This is a genomic window from Sphingomonas faeni (genome assembly GCF_030817315.1).
Taxonomy (GTDB): domain Bacteria; phylum Pseudomonadota; class Alphaproteobacteria; order Sphingomonadales; family Sphingomonadaceae; genus Sphingomonas; species Sphingomonas faeni_C.
This window is the reverse complement of record NZ_JAUSZF010000001.1, coordinates 455338-471012: the sequence shown is the minus strand read 5'-3', so window position 1 is coordinate 471012 and position 15675 is coordinate 455338. Positions and strand designations below refer to the sequence as shown.

Below are 15675 nucleotides of genomic sequence, written 5' to 3'. Positions count from 1 at the left end.
AACCCATTCCCGCGCCCACTCCTTCCGGCATCGAGCCCATCCCTTCTGGTATCGAGAACGCACCCATGGCCTCCATACTCCTGACCGCGCCGATGCAGGGCTGGGCAACGCCGATCGACGAGGTGCCCGACGCGGTGTTCTCGGAGCGGATGCTGGGGGACGGCGTCGCGATCGATCCGACCGGCGACTGCCTCTACGCTCCCTGCGCCGCCACCGTGCTGACTTTGTTGCCGAGCGGCCACGCGATCACGCTCGCCACCCCAGAGGGGGCTGAGATCCTGATCCATATCGGCCTCGACACGGTCGCGCTCGGCGGACGCGGGTTCAGCCCATGCGTCGCGGTCGGCGACACGGTCGAGCGCGGCGCGCCGCTGATCCGCTTCGATCTAGATTTGCTGGTGCGAGAGGCCCGCGCGGTCGTCACGCCGATCGTCGTCGTGAACCCCGACCGGTTCAGAATCGTCCACGCCGTCTCCAGCGAACTGGTCGCGATAGGCGATCCGCTGATGACGCTGGAACCCAGCGATGCGGTCGCGCACCGCGAGACGAGCGAGGACGGCACGACACACGAACGCACGGTCGTCGTGCCCCTGCCCCATGGCATCCACGCACGCCCCGCCGCGCGCCTTGCCGCGACCGCCAAGCACTTCGACGCCGACGTGACGCTCGCCTGCGGTGACAAGACCGCGAATGTCCGCAGCCCGATCGCCCTGCTCGCGCTCGCGATCCGCCGCGACGACACGATCGTCGTGACCACAGCGGGCGCCGATGCCGCCGCCGCACTCGCCGCAATCTGCGACCTGATCGAGAGCGGCATGGACGAACCAGCCGAGGCGCCTGTCCGCGCGCCCGCCGTCGCTCCCCTGCCGCCCAGTTCCGCGGTCGACGGCGCGCTCACTGGTGTCACCGCGGCGCCCGGCCTGGCAATCGGCCGGGCACGCTGGTTCCGTCCCGCCGACATCGTCGTCCCCGAACAGGGCGAAGGCATCGCCGTCGAGGAGGCACGCTTCGATGCGGCCGTCACCACGCTGTCGACCCGGTTCGCAGACCGCGCCCGCACGGCGACCGGTCCCGAGCGCGCGATCGTCGAGGCGCATGCGGCGATGCTCGACGACCCCATGCTCCACGATACGACGCGCGGCGGCATCGCTCGCGGCGAGAGCGCAGGTCATGCCTGGCGCGCTGCGATCCGCCCACAGGCCGACGTGTTGCGCACCAGTACCGACCCGCGGCTTGCGGAGCGGGCCGACGACATGCTCGATCTCGAACGCCAGTTGCTCGCGCTGATCGCGGGCGTCGAGACCACGCCCTTGTCGTTCCCGCCCGACACGATCCTGCTCGCGGACGATCTGCTGCCGTCGCACGTCCTCTCGCTCGACCGCGCAAACATCGTCGGCTTCTGCGTCGAGCGCGGCGGCCCGACCTCGCACGTCGCGATCCTCGCCGCGACGATGGGCCTCCCCGCGCTGGTCGCAATCGGGTCGTCGTTGAACGCCATCGCCGACGACACGTCAGTCATTCTAGACGCCAGCGAAGGCCTGTTGCGGATCGATCCCGACGCCGACACGCTGGTCGAAACGCAGGTCCGGATCGTCCAGGCGCAAGTCCGCCGCACCGAAGCCCTCGCCCGCGCCGGCGAACCCTGCCGCATGGCCGACGGCACCCGGATTGAGGCGTTCGCCAATCTCGGCGCGCTCGGCGATGCCCATCTCGCGGTCGAAAACGGCGCGGAAGGCTCGGGCCTGTTGCGCACCGAATTCCTGTTCCTCGAACGCGACGCCGCACCGACGGTCGCCGAACAGACCGCCGATTACCAGGCGATCGCCGACGCACTTGATGGTCGCCCGCTGATCGTCCGCCTGCTCGACATCGGCGGCGACAAGCCCGCGCCGTATCTGCCGATGGCGCCGGAAGAAAACCCCGCACTCGGCCTGCGCGGCATTCGCGTCGGCCTCGCGCATCCGCAGCTCCTGGAGGATCAGGTCCGTGCGATCCTGTCGGTAAAGCCCGCCGGGCAATGCCGGATCATGGTGCCGATGATCGCCAGCCTCGACGAACTGCGCGCCGTTCGCGCGGTGGTCGATCGCGTCGCCGCAGAGATCGGCATCGCCGACCGCGTGCCCGTAGGCGTGATGATCGAGACCCCGGCCGCCGCCGTCACCGCCGACCTGATCGCCGCGGAAGCCGATTTCCTGTCGGTCGGTACCAACGACCTTACCCAATACACACTCGCGATGGACCGCGGCAACGCAGCCGTCGCGAGCGGGATCGACGGGCTCCACCCCGCCGTCCTTCGGCTGATCGCGCAGACCTGCAAGGGTGGCGCAGTCCACGGTCGCTGGACCGGGGTATGCGGAGGGCTCGCCTCCGACCCGCTCGCCGTCCCTATCCTGATCGGGCTGGGCGTCACCGAACTCTCGTCTGCACCGGCGCTGGTGCCCGAGATCAAGGCGCTGGTCGCCACGCTGACGATGGAGGCGTGCCGCGCGCATGCCGCCGCCGCGCTGCAATGCGGGTCCGCCGCCGACGTCCGCTCGCTCGCCCGGGAGTTCACCGCATGAAATCGATCCTCGAAGCCCTCCAGCCGCTCGGCCGCGCGCTGATGCTGCCGATCGCGGTGCTGCCGATCGCCGGTCTGCTGCTCCGTCTGGGCCAGCCCGACCTGCTCGACATCGCCTTCGTCGGCGCGGCGGGCGACGCGATCTTCTCGCATCTCGGACTGCTCTTCGCGATCGGCGTCGCCACCGGGTTCGCGCGCGACGGCAACGGTGCCGCGTGTCTCGCCGGCGTCGTCTGCTTCCTGGTCGCGACGGAGGCGGGCAAAGTCCTCATCACCGTCGCACCCGAAGTATCTGCAGGCCTGACCGGCGTCTCCGCCGACCTCGCCATCGCGGCGTGGAAGGCCAAGGCGATGGCGCGGCTCGACGTGCCGATCGGCATCCTGTCGGGGCTCGCGGGGGGACTGCTCTACAATCGCTATTCGACGATCAAGCTCCCCGAATATCTCGCCTTCTTCGGCGGACGCCGGTTCGTGCCGATCGTCAGCGGCGTGGCGGGTCTCGTGCTCGCGGCGGTGTTCGGCTTCGGCTTCACGCTGCTGAGTCAGGGCGTCGACCTATTGAGCGTCGCGATCACCGGCAGCGGCGCGATCGGCGTGTTCGTGTTCGGGCTGCTCAACCGCCTGCTGCTCGTCACCGGGCTGCATCATCTGCTCAACAACATCGTCTGGTTCGTGGCCGGCGATTACCAGGGCACCTCGGGCGACCTTCGCCGGTTCTTCGCAGGCGATCCCACGGCCGGGATCTTCATGGCCGGATTCTTCCCGGTGATGATGTTCGGCCTGCCCGCCGCGTGCCTCGCCATGTACCACGCCGCGAAGCCCGAGCGGCGCAAAGCGGTAGGCGGCATGTTGCTCAGCCTCGCGCTCACCTCCGCGCTGACCGGCGTGACCGAGCCGATCGAGTTCAGCTTCATGTTCCTCGCGCCCGTGCTGTACGCGGTTCACGCGGTGCTGACCGGCCTGTCGATGGCGTTGATGGACCTGCTCGGCGTCAAGATGGGCTTCGGCTTCTCGGCGGGACTGCTCGACTATGTCCTGAACTTCGGCAAGGCGACGCGACCGCTCGTCCTGCTACCGGTCGGCGCGGTGTATTTCGTGCTGTACTACGGGCTGTTCCGCTTCTTCATTCGCAAGTTCGACCTCGCAACCCCCGGACGTGAAGCCGAGACCGTCGCGGCCGTAGCGCCTCCCGCAGCAGGCGGTCGCGGTGCGGCATTCGCGCAGGCGCTCGGCGGCCAGGCGAATCTAACGACGGTGAGCGCCTGCACGACGCGGTTGCGGCTGATCGTGGTCGACCAGTCCGCGGTCGACGATGCCGCGCTGAAGGCACTCGGCGCACGCGGTATCCTGCGCCCGTCGAACTCCGCGCTCCAGGTCGTGCTCGGGCCGATCGCAGACGTCGTCTCGATGGAGATCCGCGATGCTCTGGCGCTGGGTGGCGAAGTGGCAACCAAGCCCGCGCCAGCTGTCGCGGAGGATACGGTCAGCCTTTCGTCGGCAACCGAGAATGCACTGGGAGGGGCGACGAATGTCCTGGCCGCTAGCCGCCATACCGGGCGACTGCGCGTCGAACTGGGCGATATCGCGCTGGCGGACGAGGCGGCGCTGGTGCAGCTCGGTATCCGCGCGATCGCTCGGCCCACGCCCGGCCAGCTTCATATGCTGGCGACCGACGCAGTCCTGACGACGCTGGCCCGATAATCCGCTGATCCTCCCCCGCCAGGGGGAGGATTGAGCGTTTAGCGATTTTCAGCGCGCTAACGGCTCCATCGCAACCCCACCGAGAATCCCCGAAACCCCGTCCGCGGCGGCTTCCACCACAAGCACGATCTGGCGCACCCCGCTGCCCGCCGGCAACGCCGCCTCGAGCGGCCCCGTCTCGGCGCCGGCCTTCGACGCAAGCCGCCGGCCGTCGACCCACAACTCCGCCTTCCCCGCGATCGAGGCGAAACGGATCGTGCCGCCCTCCGCACCGATCCGCCGCCACGGCGTCACGCTCGCGCGGTAGAGCCGCCAACGCCCCTCCGCCGCCGCCTGCACCGGCGTGCCGCTCCGCACGAACGCCCAGCTGTTATTATCCCCATCGATCGGCGCCAGCGCAGGATCCGGCCGCGCGGCGAACGCGGGCGAGCGTCGCCACTCGCGGATCGCCTGCCCACCATAGGTCGCAGGAACCTGCGTACGCGGTACGATCGCGGCCCGGTCGATCACCAGCCGCGCCGGCTTGAGCCCCGGCGCGGTCGCGGACATCACGATCCACCCTCGCCCCGCCCCGGCCTGCACGATGACCTGCGCCAGCCCGTTGAACAACGACCGCGCATTGCCCTTCTCCGACTCATGGCTGTTCGGATCGCCATTGCCGACCCCGATGATCGCCGCGCCGTCGACCGAGAACCGCGTCGGCAGATTGGCAGTCGGCACATGACGCCCGGCCGCATCGATCGCATCGATCGTCACCGGCTGCGTATCCTCGTCGTCGCCCGCCATCACCGTCCGCGCCGGGGTCAGTCGCAGCGCGACCGGCTTGCCCACAGTCTCGTGCGCCGCCGTCGCGACGACCTTGCCGCCGCGCATCGCGACAACCTCGATTCGCCCCGCTGCGTAAGGCACGCTGAACTCGTTCCCCATGATCCGGTCGACCGCCTGCTCGCCGATCTTCCGCCCGTTGAGCCGCAACTCGACCCGCTCGGCGTTGCTCATCACGAGCACGACAACCGGCTGCCCTTCGCGCCCCGGCCACGTCCAGTGCGGCGTCAGGCTCACGACCGGCACATCGTCGACCCAATGCGCGCGGTGGATATCGAAGGCGGTCTTCGGGAACCCACACAGGTCCAAGATGCCGAAGAAACTGGAGATCGTGGGCCATTCATGCGGCGTCGGTTCGCCGTGATAATCGAACCCGGTCCACACGAACCCGCCCGCGACGAACGGGCGATCGGCGATCTTCTTCCACGTCGCGCGGTGCGTGTCGCCCCAGCTCGCCGCCTCAACGTCGTAGGACGACTGGACATGAGCGGCCGGATTACTCGCGAATGCACCCCGCGTTTCGTAGGCGCTGGTATCCTCCGAGCTCGTCATCGGCTTGGTCGGGTTGAGCTGGTGGAAGCGATCGTAATCGCCCTGGTAATAGTTGAAGCCGACCACGTCGAAAATGCTCGATACGTTGATCGGATCGAAGAACGCGCCGTTCATCGCGCCCGTCACCGGCCGGCTGTCGTCGAGCGCATGCGCCGCGTGCGCCATTCGCCGCAGCATCTCGACCCCCGCCTCGGTGCCCTGCATCGGCTCCTCGTTGAACACCGACCACAGGATGACGCTCGGGTGGTTGCGGTCGCGGCGGACCATCCATTCGAGCTGCGCCATGTAATCGGGTGCCGGATTGAACTGCCGGTTCTCGTCCATCACGACGAATCCCATCTCGTCGCACAGGTCGAGCAGTTCGGCGGCAGGCGCGTTATGCGAACAGCGGATCGCGTTGCAGCCCATCGCCTTCAACCGCTCCAACCGCCAGCGCAGCAGTGCATCGGGAATTGCGGTGCCGACGCCGGCATGATCCTGGTGCAGGCACACGCCCTTCAGCTTCACCGACTTGTCGTTGAGCAGGAAGCCCTTGTCGGCATCGAAGCGGATCGTGCGGAACCCGACCGGAATACGCCGCTCATCGACGATCGCCCCGTCGCGCAGGACGTGCGTCACGACGGTATAGAGCGTCGGCGTCTCGATCGACCACGCGCGCGGAGCTGGAACAGCCAGCGTCAGGGTTGCGGTGGCGTGCTCCAATGGCAGGACCGTCGCGGCAGCCTGCGCCCCCGCCACGCGCTTACCGTCAGGAGCGAGCAGCGCGACGTCCACCGTCACGCCGACCGCCGCACGATCGATGCTGCTGAGCGTCACCGCCACCGGCACGCTCCACGCACCGTCAGCACCGCGCCTCGGATCGCAGTGCACCCCGTCGGTCATGATCGCCACAGGCGCACGGCGGATCAGCCACGCATGGCGATAGATCCCCGCGCCTTCGTACCACCAGCCCTCCATCGCCTGCGCATCGACGCGCACCGCGATCACGTTCAGGTCGTCGCCGAACCGCGCGAACGGCGTCAGGTCGATCTCGACGCTGTTATACGCCGACCAATTATGCGCGACGACGCTGCCGTTGACCCAGACCGTCGCGTTGGTCGCGATCCCGTCGAACTGCAGCCCGATCGTCTTGCCACGGTCCGCTGGGTCGAGCCTAAGCGTCCGCCGGTACCAACCGATCCCCCGCACACGATAGCCTTGCGAGATATTGGCGGTCTTCACGAACGGCTGTGCGGACGCCCAATCGTGCGGCAAGCGCACCGACTGCCAGTCTGAATCGTCATACGCCATCGCCGCCGCACCCAGCGCATTGCCCGCCTTTACGCTCAGATACGTCGCGTTGTGACCGTCGGGCGCAGGCGCGATCACGTCGCCTTCGTGGAACAGCCACCCGCGCTCGATCAGCGTCCGCGACGGATCCTGCACCAACGCGCGCGTCGGCAAGGTCCGCGACGGCTGCGGCATCGGCAGCGCGCCAGCCGAACCCTGCGCCTTGACGCTGGCCGCGAACCCGGTCTCGATCGGCCCCACGACCAAAGAAGCACCCGCACCCGCCGTGCCAACAAGAAGCTCACGTCGGTTCATCGAATGCTCTCGGTATTGAAGGTCAGATATCGGCGAGTTCGGCGACGAAGTCGTACGCATCGCCGCGGTAATAGGAGCGCGTGAACTCCGCCGCCCGGCCATCGCGCAGGAACCCGCGACGCTCGATCAGCAGACCGGCATGGCCCGCGTCGACGCCCAGCATCCGCGCATGTTCGCTTCCGAACGGGACCGCCCTCAACCGTTGCAATGCGCGTACCGGACGACTGCCCGCAGTCTCGAGCGCGGTGTAGAGCGAGTCGTCGACCACTTCGATCGACGGCAGGCAATATCCCGCGATGGTCGAGAATTCGAGCGCCATCGCCTCTTCGTCGGCATAGCGGATGCGGTTGAAGCGGAACACCGCCGCGCCCGGCGACAACCCCAGCGCCATTGCTTCCTCCGGGTTCACCTGCCCCGCCGAACGCGAGATCCAGCTGCTGCTCGACGTGCGCCCACGCGCCGCCATGTCCTCGCTGAACGACGACAGTTTCGAGAAGCTCTTCTCGACGCGCCCGGCGACGAACGTCCCTGCGCCACGCCTGCGCGTGAGAAGCCCCTCCTCGACCAGCCCGCCGATCGCTTTGCGCACGGTAATCCGCGAAACGTCGTACTCGATCGCGAGATCGCGCTCGGCCGGAATCGCATTGCCTTGTACCAACAGCTTCTCGCCGATCGCGTTGCGGATCAGTTCCTGCAACTGGAGGTATAGCGGCGATGGATTTCCCTTGCGAAAGCGTCCGATGTCATCGGAAAACGCCATGTATTCCCCCTCCGACCGGCAGCTCAAAGCGAGCCTTGCCGTGTCCCTTGCGGCAGCCTAGCCAAGGACCGCTCGCTGGGCAACCAGACTAAATCCATGGGCCATATTGGTACGTCTCGAGACCGCGTCGACTGCAATCTTCAGTCATAGCAGGACGACCTAGCTGTCAAATGACGGGGTTGTGTCTGGACTTATATTGGTTACATTCCTCGACCAGCGGCCGTCAGGAGCCGATACAGGGAGCAGTCGACATGCGTGCAACCGCGAACCGAAATGCCGGGCGCTTGCTGGCGGCGACGGCGCTGCTTCCCGCCCTTCTCTGCGCGATCCCGGCACGGGCGCAGGATCGCCTTCCACTGGTACCGCAACCTTCGGCAATCACGCGCACCGCCGGCAGCTTCACGATCGCCAACGGCGCGACGATCACAGCGGATGCGTCCGACACCGGTGCCGCCGCCGCAGCGCGCCTGCTCATCGCACACGTCAAGACCGAGCGCGGACTTGCTCTCCAGACGTCGCCGAAGGGCACGATCCGTTTCGTCCGCGATGCCGCGATCAAGGGCGCCGAAGCGTACCGGCTGACCGTCGACGCGTCCGGCGCCAAGATCACCGCATCGGGCGACGCTGGGCTCCTTTACGGCGCGATGACGCTCGCCCAGCTCATCAGTCCCGATCGCGCGTTCGGCCAGCCGTTCCGCATCCCGGCGGTCACGATCGACGACGCCCCGCGCTTCGGCTGGCGCGGGCTGATGGTCGACACCGCGCGGCATTTCCAGTCGCTGCCGTCGATCTACGCGATCGTCGACCAGATGGCGTCGGTGAAGCTCAACACGCTGCACCTCCATCTGTCGGACGACCAGGGCTGGCGCTTCGAAGTGAAGGCCTATCCCAAGCTCACCGAGATCGGCAGCATCCGCACCAGCCCCTCGACCGGCGAAAAGCCCGGCACGCGCGTCGGCGGCTTCTATACGCAGGACGAACTGCGCAAGCTCGTCGCCTACGCCGCCGAACGCGGGATCGTGATCGTCCCCGAGATCGACCTCCCCGGCCATGCGCAGGCACTCGTCGCAGCCTATCCAGACCTCGGCGTGATCGGCGACACGCCCGAGGTCAGCAACGCATGGGGCGTGAACCCCTACCTCTTCAATCCCGGCCCCAAGGGCATCGCCTTCGTCAAGACGGTGCTCGACGAACTCATGGCGGTGTTCCCCGGCACCTATATCCACCTCGGCGGTGACGAGGCGGTCAAGGACCAGTGGGAACGCAGCCCCGAGGTCCAGGCGCAGATGGCCAAGCTCGGCATCAAGGACGAGAACGGCCTGCAAAGTTGGATGATCGACCAGTTCGGCACCTATCTGGCCAGCAAGAAGCGTCGCCTGATCGGCTGGGACGAGATCCTCGAAGGCGGCCTGCCCGCGTCCGCGTCGGTGATGTCGTGGCGTGGTGAAAAGGGCGCGGTCGAGGCCGCCAACCAGAACCACGACGTCGTGCTGTCGCCCGCACCGACGCTGTATTTCGACAGCCTGCAAAGCGACCGGCGCGACGAACCGCCCGGCCGCCTTTCGATCCAGTCGCTCGCAACGGTCTATAACTACGAGCCGATGCCGGCGGGGATCGGCCCGGACAAGGCGCAGCACGTGCTCGGCGCACAGGCCAATCTGTGGAGCGAATACATCGTCACCCCGTACCAGATGCAGCACCTGATCTTCCCGCGCGCCGCCGCGCTCGCGGAGATCACCTGGTCGGGCAAGGACAAGCGCGATTTCGCCGGCTTCCTCGACCGGGTCCAGCCGCAGATCCAGCGCTGGCGCAAGTCCGGGCTAGAGGTCGCGGACAGTGCGTTCGCGGTCGGCTATACGCTCGACGGCACGCACGGCGATGCGCTCCGCACCAACCGCGCGAAAGTCGTCCTCGCCACGCAGGCACCCTACGGCACGATCCGCTACACGCTCGACGGCAAGGTGCCGACCGCACGCTCGCCCGCCTACACCGCGCCGCTCTCGGTGAAGCCCGGCGTGTCGATCCGCGCCGCCGCGTTCGATGCGAGTGGCCAGCCGGTCGCCGAGCCCCGGCTGTTCGAGACCGGGCGCCAAGCGCTGCTGACCCGCACCGCGTCCGACATGATCGCCTGCCCCGAGGGATCTCTCGGCCTGCGCCTGCCGTTGACGTCCGAAGCGCAAGGCAATGCCCCGGTGTTCAACGCCGACATCTTCGACACCTGCACCGCCTACCCCGCCGCGCCGATAGATGTCGCAAAGGGGTTCACGATCGATATCGCCCGCCTGCCGCGCAACTGGGGCCTAGCGCACGACTTCAAAAAGGTCCGCCAGCACTACAACGTGACGCCGCACGGCGAATTGCTCGTGCTGGTCGACTGCACCGTAAAGGGCGCAAAACCGGTGATCGCGGGCACCTTCCCGCTGCCCGATCCGAAGACCGCGCCGACCCGCTTCACCGTGAAGGGCGCGCTTCCGGCGATAACCGGAGACCGTGACATCTGCCTCCAATTCACCTCCCCCACGTCCGACCCGTTCTACGCGGTCGAACGCATGACCCTGTCGGAGACACGCTGATGCGTCGCTGGTTCGTCCTTCCCCTGATCGCTCTCGCGGCGCCCGCGCTCGCATCGCCCAAGACCGTCGTCCCGCTCGACGGCGCGTGGCAGGTGCGGATCGATCCGACCGACACCGCCGCGACCGCCGCACACAAGCGCGAGGCCAAGTGGCTGACGGCGACCGTCCCCGGCTCGGTGCAGCAGGACCTGATAGCCGCGCACCGCGTGCCCGATCCGTTCAAGGGCACCAACGAAGCCGCGATCCAGTGGGCCGGGCTGACCAAATGGCAGTTCCGCCGCGTGCTCGACGTCACCCCGGCGATGCTCGAGCGCAATCATCTCGACCTCGTGTTCGACGGGCTCGACACGTTCGCGACGGTCAGCGTCAACGGCACGACGTTGCTCACCACCGACAACGCGCACCGGCGCTGGCGCGTGGATGCGAAGTCCGCGCTGAAGGTCGGCCGCAACGAGGTGCTGGTGACGATCGCCTCGCCGATCCGCACGCTCCAGCCGATGGTGCTTGCGCAGAAAAACACGCTGCCCGGTGAATATGACAGCGCGTTCGGCGACGAGCCGAAGGGCAAGCAGACCTCGCCCTATATCCGCAAACCCAAATATCATTATGGCTGGGACTGGGGTCCCCGCATCGTCAACACCGGTATCTGGCGGCCGGTCCGGCTGGAGATCTGGGACGACGCGCGGATCGACACGCTCCGCGTCGACCAGGAGGCGCTCACGCCAACCGAGGCGCGGCTGACGGCCAAGCTCGACATCGCCGTCGAGACGCCCGGCGTCGCGACGATCCGCGCCGCGGTCACCGGGCCGGACGGCAAGACGGTCTCGGTCGACCGGACGGTGACGCTGGCCGCGGGCGCCAACGCGGTGACGATCCCGCTGACGATCGCCGATCCCAAGCGCTGGCAGCCGATCGGCTACGGCGCGCAGCCGCTCTACACCGTAACCGCATCGCTCGGCGGCGCGGAGCCGACGCCCGAGGACAGCGTGACCAAGCGGATCGGCCTCCGCACGGTCGAGCTGATCCGCAAGGACGGCAGCTTCGGGTTCAAGGTCAACGGCACGCCCATTTTCGCCAAGGGCGCGAACATCATTCCGTTCGACAGTTTCCCGTCGCGCGTCACGCCCGCCTATATGGAGACGATCCTGAAGGGCGCGCGCGACGCCAACATGAACATGGTCCGCATCTGGGGCGGCGGCTATTATCTCGACGACGCGTTCTACGACATCGCCGACCGCATGGGCCTGATGGTGTGGCAGGACTTCATGTTCGGCGGCTCCGTCACGCCGCCCGACGCCGCCTTCCGCGAGAACGTCCGGATCGAGGCCGAGGAACAGGTCGCGCGGCTGCAGGCGCATCCGTCGATCGTGCTATGGGCGGGCAACAACGAAGTGCAGGCCGGCTGGGACAATTGGTCCGATCGGAAGGCGTTCAAGAAGGCTGTCGGCCCCGACGAGCAGGAGCGGATCGGCACCGGCATGACCGTGTTGTTCGACCGCGTGCTGCGCGATGCGGTCCTGAAGAAATCGCCGGGCACGCCCTATTGGCCGGGCTCGCCGTCGAGCGATTACGAGGGGCCGACCGACACCGACAAGGACGGCGACCGCCATTTCTGGGACGTCTGGTCGGGCTCCAAGCCGGTCGAGCGCTATCTCGACAGCTGCCCGCGCTTCATGTCCGAATACGGCTTCCAGTCGATGCCCGACCTGTCGACGATCCGCGAATTCGCCGGCAAGGGTACGCTCACCGCGGACAGCCCGGTGATGAAGGCGCACCAGAAATTCCTCGCCGGCGAAGGCAATGAGCGCCTGATGATGTACCTGCGCGATCGGTTGCGCCCCGCGCGCGACTTCGCCGATCTCGTCTACCTGACGCAGGTCAACCAGGCCGAGGCGATCCGCATCGCAGCCTCGCATCACCGCGCCTGTCGCCCGGTGACGATGGGCTCGCTCTACTGGCAGCTGAACGACGTCTGGCCCTCGATCAGTTGGGCCAGCATCGATCATGCCGGCCGGTGGAAACTGCTCAACTACGCCGCCCGCCGCTTCTTCGCGCCGCAAGCGATCGTCGCCGAGCATAAGGACGGCGCCACCCGCATCTCCCTGATCTCCGACGCGACGACGCCGATCGCCGCGCGCTGGCGAGTGCGGACGATGGCGATGGACGGCACCGTGTCGAAGGACACCACAGCCGCCCTGTCGCTACCGCCGCTATCCTCGACCTTGGCTGCGACGCTATCGGACGAAGCCCTGTTCGGTGCCGCGCCGCCGGCCGCGAGCTATGCAGTCGCCGAACTGCTGGTCGGCGATACGGTCGCCAGCCGTGCGATCATCGAACGCGCGCTCCCGAAGGACATGGCCTATCCCGACCCAGGCCTGAGCGTCCGCTGGACCGGCAACGATGCGACGATCACCGCAAAGAACTTTGCCCGCGCGGTCATGCTCGATTTCGGCGCGGTCGCCGCCCAGCCGTCCGACGACGGCTTCGACCTGTTGCCCGGCGAGAGCGTCACCATCCATGTCGTCTCCGACGCCTCCGCCGCCACCTTGCGCAAGGCGCTTACCCTGAGGACCCTCGCCCGATGATCTGGCTCCTGCTCGCCTCCGCCGATCCCGTCGCAACAGCCGTCGCGCAAATGTCGCTCGAACAAAAGGCGGCGCAGTTGCAGAGCACCGTCCCCGCCGATCCCAAGGCCGGTCTGCCCGCCTATGATTGGTGGAACGAGGGGCTGCACGGTCTCGCGCGCAACGGCCACGCCACCGTCTTCCCGCAGGCGATCGGCATGGCCGCGACCTGGGACACGGCGCTGGTCGCAAAGATCGGCGACGTCGTGGCGACCGAGGCACGCGCGCGCTTCAACGCGCAGGACGTCGGCGCGAACCGAAAGATCTACGAGGGGCTGACGATCTGGTCGCCCAACATCAACATCTTCCGCGATCCACGTTGGGGCCGCGGCCAGGAGACCTATGGCGAGGACCCGTACCTCACCGGCCGGCTGGGCGTCGCGTTCATCGGCGGGTTGCAGGGGCCCGACCCGCTCCACCCCAAGGTCATCGCCACCCCCAAGCATTTCGCGGTGCATAGCGGCCCCGAAGCCGGACGCGACAGCTTCGACGTCGATCCAAGCCCGTATGACCTGGAGGCGACCTACTTCCCCGCGTTCCGGCTCGCCGTCACCGAGGGCAAGGCGCAGTCGCTGATGTGCGCATACAACTCGATCCACGGCGTCCCGGCCTGCGCCTCCGCACCGTTGATGATCGACCGGTTGCGGCGCGATTGGGGGTTCAAGGGCTTCACCGTGTCGGATTGCGACGCGGTCGCCAACATCTACCTCTACCACCACTACCGCCTCGACGGCCCGGCCGCCGCCGCCGCCGCGATCAAGGGCGGCACCGACCTGAATTGCGGCAACGCCTATGCCGGCCTCCCCGCCGCGGTCCGCCAGGGCCTCGTCACCGAAGCCGAAGTCGACACCGCACTGATCCGCTCGCTCGAAGCCCGCCGCGCGCTCGGCACCGTCTTCGGCGCGGCCAATCCGTGGCGCAGCATCGGCACCGACCAGGTCGACACCCCCGCGCACCGCGCGCTCGCACTCGACGCCGCGCGGAAATCGATCGTCCTGCTGAAGAACGACGCGAACCGCCTGCCGCTGAAACCCGGCAGCCGGATCGCGGTGATCGGCGCGGACGCGGACGATCTCGGCGTGCTGCAAGGCAATTACCATGGCACCGCGGTCGCGCCCGTCACCCCGCTGGAGGGCATCCGCAAGCAGTTCGGCGCCGCCAACGTCCGGTACGCGCAAGGCTCCTCGCTCGCCGATGGCGCCGCCGTACCCGTCCCCGAAACCGTCTTCGCCGGCGGCCTGAAGACCGAGTATTTCGCGGCGCAGGCCGGCGTCGGCGCCCCGACCCTGACGCGCACCGATCGCCACATCGACATCGACCACAACCGCGCGAGCCCCGCCCCCGGCCTCGCCAAGACGTTCGGCGTCCGCTGGACCGGCACGTTCACGCCCCCCGCCGCCGGCACCTATCCGCTGGTCGTCGATGTCCCCGCCTGCTGGAAGGATTGCTCGACGCACGACGCGGTCCGGCTCTGGATCGGCGATCGCCAGCTCTCCGCCGGCGAGGTCAAGAAGGGCCGTGTCGAGGTCACGCTGACCAGCGACGGCAAGCCCGTCCCGTTCCGCCTCGAACTCGATCACCGCAGCGACGACGAAGGCATCCGCCTGCTCTGGAGCCCCCCCGCACAGCCGTTGCTCGACCAGGCCGTAGCGACCGCCCGCGACGCCGACGTCATCGTCGCGGTGATGGGCCTGTCACCCGATCTCGAAGGCGAAGCGCTCTCGGTCAGCGTCCCCGGCTTCGTCGGCGGCGACCGCACCGACATCGGCCTGCCGCTCGCACAGGTCCGCCTGCTCGAAGCGCTGAAGGCCACCGGCAAGCCCATCGTCCTCGTCCTCACCAGCGGCAGCGCAGTCGCGGTCGACCCGGCATCGGCCGACGCAATCCTCGCCGCCTGGTATCCCGGCCAGTCCGGCGGCACCGCGATCGCCGAGACGCTGGCGGGGCTCAACAACCCGTCCGGCCGCCTCCCCGTCACCTTCTACAAGACCACCAGCGACCTGCCCGCCTTCACCGATTACACCATGAAGGAGCGCACCTACCGCTACTTCACCGGTACACCGCTCTGGGGCTTCGGGCACGGCCTGAGCTACACCAACTTCGCCTATTCCGCGACGAAGCCAGCCCTCAGCGTTGCGGCCGGACAACCGCTCACCGTTACCGCCAAGCTCTCCAACTCGGGCAACCGCGCCGGCGAAGAAGTGGTCCAGGCCTATCTCATAGCGCCCGCCGCGAAGGCCGGCGGATCGACCACCCCCGTCCTCCAGCGCCAGCTCGTCGGCTTCGGCCGCGTCGCGCTGAAGCCCGGCCAGTCGCGCAGCGTTTGCCGATCACGATCGATCCGCGATCGATGAGCAGCGTCGCCCGCGACGGCACGCGGACGATCGTCCCCGGCGCCTATCGCCTCTACATCGGCGGCGGCCAGCCCGGCGACGGCGCAGGCCAGTGGAGTGACCTGACGATCACCGGCACGACGGTGGAGTTGCCAAAGTGAGC

Annotated in this window: 8 protein-coding genes; 6 read left to right on the top strand and 2 right to left on the bottom strand. The window is 68.0% G+C overall.

The window, feature by feature from the left end:
• Positions 1-65 precede the first annotated feature (65 nt).
• Together ptsP and nagE are read left to right on the top strand one after the other, a co-directional pair.
• On the top strand, positions 66-2561 hold the full coding sequence (gene ptsP, locus QFZ54_RS02230) for a phosphoenolpyruvate--protein phosphotransferase (RefSeq protein WP_307084023.1): 2496 nt from the start codon (positions 66-68) through the stop codon (positions 2559-2561).
• Complete coding sequence (gene nagE / locus QFZ54_RS02225; RefSeq protein WP_307084021.1) at positions 2558-4261, top strand: N-acetylglucosamine-specific PTS transporter subunit IIBC; 1704 nt, start codon at positions 2558-2560, stop codon at positions 4259-4261. Before ptsP ends, nagE begins: the two co-directional genes overlap by 4 nt.
• A 48-nt stretch (positions 4262-4309) precedes the next feature.
• Here nagE and galA read toward each other — a convergent pair whose 3' ends face one another.
• Both galA and QFZ54_RS02215 read right to left on the bottom strand, forming a co-directional pair.
• Positions 4310-7222, bottom strand: coding sequence for a beta-galactosidase GalA (galA, locus tag QFZ54_RS02220; protein ID WP_307084019.1), 2913 nt, complete (start codon positions 7220-7222; stop codon positions 4310-4312).
• A 22-nt stretch (positions 7223-7244) separates the two neighbouring features.
• Entirely contained in the window at positions 7245-7982 is a 738-nt protein-coding gene (locus QFZ54_RS02215; protein ID WP_307084017.1) for a GntR family transcriptional regulator, read from the bottom strand.
• 251 nt (positions 7983-8233) lie between these two features.
• Between QFZ54_RS02215 and QFZ54_RS02210 the strand changes: the two genes are divergently transcribed.
• The 4 genes from QFZ54_RS02210 to QFZ54_RS02195 are packed head-to-tail and all read left to right on the top strand — an operon-like array spanning position 8234 to position 15673.
• Complete coding sequence (locus QFZ54_RS02210) at positions 8234-10555, top strand: beta-N-acetylhexosaminidase (RefSeq protein ID WP_307084014.1); 2322 nt, start codon at positions 8234-8236, stop codon at positions 10553-10555.
• On the top strand, positions 10555-13140 hold the full coding sequence (locus tag QFZ54_RS02205) for a beta-mannosidase (RefSeq protein WP_307084012.1): 2586 nt from the start codon (positions 10555-10557) through the stop codon (positions 13138-13140). The genes QFZ54_RS02210 and QFZ54_RS02205 overlap by 1 nt, the downstream gene beginning before the upstream one ends.
• Complete coding sequence (locus QFZ54_RS02200) at positions 13137-15533, top strand: glycoside hydrolase family 3 C-terminal domain-containing protein (protein WP_307084010.1); 2397 nt, start codon at positions 13137-13139, stop codon at positions 15531-15533. Before QFZ54_RS02205 ends, QFZ54_RS02200 begins: the two co-directional genes overlap by 4 nt.
• Positions 15530-15673 carry a hypothetical protein gene (locus tag QFZ54_RS02195; RefSeq protein WP_307084008.1) on the top strand — a complete coding sequence of 48 codons (144 nt, stop codon included), beginning with the start codon at positions 15530-15532 and terminating at the stop codon, positions 15671-15673. The genes QFZ54_RS02200 and QFZ54_RS02195 overlap by 4 nt, the downstream gene beginning before the upstream one ends.
• The last annotated feature ends 2 nt before the right edge of the window (positions 15674-15675 follow it).